Raw genomic sequence first — 2,847 nt, 5'->3', positions numbered from 1 at the left:
ACCCGGCACACGCCGGGTGCCCCCTCGCCGTATGCCCCCGCCTGCCGACAGATGGTGCACATGACGACCACGACGACGGCCACCGACTCAGCGGTGGTGGGATTCGACAGGGTGACGAAGGCATACGGCGACGTCCGGGCGGTGGACGGCCTGGCGCTCGCCCTGCACCCGGGGGAGACCGTGGCCCTGCTGGACGGCTCGACGAACGCCGAACCGGCAGCCACCCTCCGCCTCTCCGTACGGACCGCAAGGGAGAGGGGCTGGTTGTAGCGCGCCCCGAAGAGGCGCGGGGAACTGCGCGACCAGTCACGAGCCACCCGCACTCGCCACTCGACACACCCCTCAGGCGAATAGCGAACCCTCAGTTCAGCAGAGCCCGAGCCGCGTCCGCCTGCCTCCGCACCTTCTCGGCCGCCCCGGCATCCACCCCCGCCACCACATCCGCATACTCGTCCAACGCGGCAGCGCCCCGCACGAACTCCCCCCGCTGCACAAGCAGCCGCGCCCACTCGTACCGCAACCGCGCCGGATGCGAAGGCATCGCCAGCGACAACTCCAGCGCCCACAACGCGACATCCGACCGCTCCGGCCGCGCCGCCGCCCACGCCCGCACGTTGTTGAGGATCCGCACCACCACGTCCATCGGATCGGCGGGACTCAGCATCCCGGGATCCAGCGGCGCCCCCGTGGCCCCCGCGACCAACAACTCCGCATCGCTCCCGGTCAACACCCTTCCCCCGTCGAACGGATCGGCGAGCACCTGCTCCTCCTGCGGCCCGAACCCCACCACGAAGTGCCCCGGCAGCGCGACCCCGTACACGGGCGCGCCCGCCCGCCGGGCCACCTCCATCCACACCACGGACAACAGGATCGGCAGCCCCCGCCGCCGTACGAGCACCTGATGCAGCAGCGACGACTCCAGCCGCTGGTAGTCCGCGGCGGAACCACGGAATTCGCACCGCCCCCCGAGCAGTTCGGCCGTCGCGACCGCCCACGCGCGGGGCCCACCGGGCCGGTACGGCATCAGCCCGGCCAGCCGGTCGAGTTCGATTCCGGCGGCGTCGACACCCGCCTCGTCCAGCTCACCGTCCCCGGCCGCCCCCACCAGCAGACACAGCATGGCCAGGTCGGGCCGCTCGGCCCGTGCCTCCTCCGCGAACCGCCGCCGCACCTCGGCGGCCCGCTCCGGCTCGGGGGGACATGGGCCCGGCATGCCGGGGTGGTGCCCGCTCACGATGATCGATACGGCTCGGAGCCGAAGTCCGAGTCGTCGGCCGCATGCTCGGGCCCGCGATACGCAGGCCCCCGATAGTGGTGATACGAGTGATGCGCCGCGAACCCCATCCCCCCGTACAACGCCCGCGCTCCCGAGTTGTCCGTCTCCACCTGCAGCCAGCCGGCCGAGGCCCCTTCGTCCAACGCCCGCCGCGCCAGCGCGGCCATCACGGTAGTGGCGAGGCCCCGCCGCCGCTGGGCTGGATCGACCTCGACGGCCGAGAATCCGGCCCACCGCCCGTCCACGACGCACCGCCCGATGGCGGCCGGCCCCGCCCCCTCCGCCCCCGGCACGGTCGCGAACCACACCGAGGGCCCGCTCGCGAGCACCTTCAGCGCGACCTCGCCGAGGCCCTTGCGCTGGTAGCGGCCGAGCCACGCCTCGTCCGCCGTCCGGGACAGCTCGACCCCGGCCGCCTCCCGGTCCGCGACCGCCGCGAGCGCCCCGGTCCACAGCTCGGCGGTGACGTCACGGACCCAGCCACGGCCCGCCACCTCGGCGCACAGCAGCTCCTGGGTGCCCTCGGCGCCCGTGGCCAGCTGTATGAACGCGGGCAGCCCCCGGGCCGCGTACCAGCCGCGTACGGCCGTCAGCGCCTCGTCCAGGGGCATTCCGGGGTCACCGAGGGGCAGCACCGAGTTGGCGCGCCGGGTGAACCCGGAGGCGGCCCGCAGCTCCCACTCGCCGAGCGGCTCCCGCTCGACCGGCTGCCAGGCCCGCGCGGCGACCCGCGCCAGTTCCCCGTACGAGGCGGCGGGGCCGCGCCTGCGGGCGGGGGCGGCGGGCACGATCTTTCCCGCCACCAGCGACGACTCCTCGATCCGCACCCGCTCGCCGTCGCGTCGGGTGATCAGCAGGACGCCGTCGTCCCATGATGTGAGAACACCAACCGTGTCGGTGAATTTCCCACCCTCGGCGGCACCGTCGTCGACACGCCGCACGGACACGCGTTTGCCCACGTCAGCGGCGGAGACACGGATCTCGAGACGTCCACCGGCAGAGATTTCCACAGGTCCGTCCACCCCTCCTGTTCGGATCATGCCCAGGAACGGAGATACTAGGTGCGGGCATCGACGACGCCGCGCTCCCGCGCGCCAGGCGGCGGAGCCTGAGGAGGCCCGCCAGCGCCCTATCGAGGAGGAACGACAGCGTGACCTACGTCATCGCGCAGCCTTGTGTCGACGTCAAGGACAAGGCGTGCATCGAGGAGTGCCCGGTCGACTGCATCTACGAGGGTCAGCGGTCCCTCTACATCCACCCGGATGAATGCGTCGACTGCGGTGCCTGCGAACCGGTGTGCCCGGTCGAGGCGATCTTCTACGAGGACGACACCCCGGAGGAGTGGAAGGACTACTACAAGGCGAACGTCGAGTTCTTCGACGAGCTCGGCTCGCCCGGTGGTGCCAGCAAGCTCGGCCTGATCGAGCGCGACCACCCCTTCGTCGCCGCACTGCCGCCGCAGGCCTGAGAGCGACGCCGCAGGCCCCGGGGTGACGCCCCGGCGGCCCGCATTGGCGCCGCCTCGGTCCCGTACGGCCCCCACACCCAAATCGCCCTACGCGGCCCCGGCG

3 protein-coding genes and 1 pseudogene are annotated in these 2,847 nt (G+C 72.8%); 2 read left to right on the top strand and 2 right to left on the bottom strand.

From position 1 onward, the window contains the following. Window positions 1-60 precede the first annotated feature (60 nt). Window positions 61-234: pseudogene (locus ACFU53_RS47535) on the top strand (ABC transporter ATP-binding protein); the annotation flags it as partial. Window positions 235-361: 127 nt separating this feature from the next. On the opposite strand, the gene ACFU53_RS47530 reads toward ACFU53_RS47535, so the two are convergent. Beyond that, window positions 362-1,213, bottom strand: coding sequence for a tetratricopeptide repeat protein (locus tag ACFU53_RS47530; protein ID WP_384006754.1), 852 nt, complete (start codon window positions 1,211-1,213; stop codon window positions 362-364). 17 nt (window positions 1,214-1,230) lie between these two features. Further along, window positions 1,231-2,286 carry a GNAT family N-acetyltransferase gene (locus tag ACFU53_RS47525; RefSeq protein ID WP_384006751.1) on the bottom strand — a complete coding sequence of 352 codons (1,056 nt, stop codon included), beginning with the start codon at window positions 2,284-2,286 and terminating at the stop codon, window positions 1,231-1,233. 140 nt (window positions 2,287-2,426) lie between these two features. Here ACFU53_RS47525 and fdxA point away from each other — a divergent pair, with 140 nt between their 5' ends. Then, window positions 2,427-2,744: a ferredoxin gene (gene fdxA / locus ACFU53_RS47520; protein ID WP_005480604.1), complete on the top strand. Its 318-nt coding sequence runs from the start codon at window positions 2,427-2,429 to the stop codon at window positions 2,742-2,744. The last annotated feature ends 103 nt before the right edge of the window (window positions 2,745-2,847 follow it).

Source organism: Streptomyces sp. NPDC057474 (assembly GCF_042802555.1).
Classification (GTDB): Bacteria; Actinomycetota; Actinomycetes; order Streptomycetales; family Streptomycetaceae; genus Streptomyces.
The sequence above is the reverse complement of the archived record's forward strand: the minus strand, read 5'-3'. Positions and strand labels throughout refer to the sequence as shown.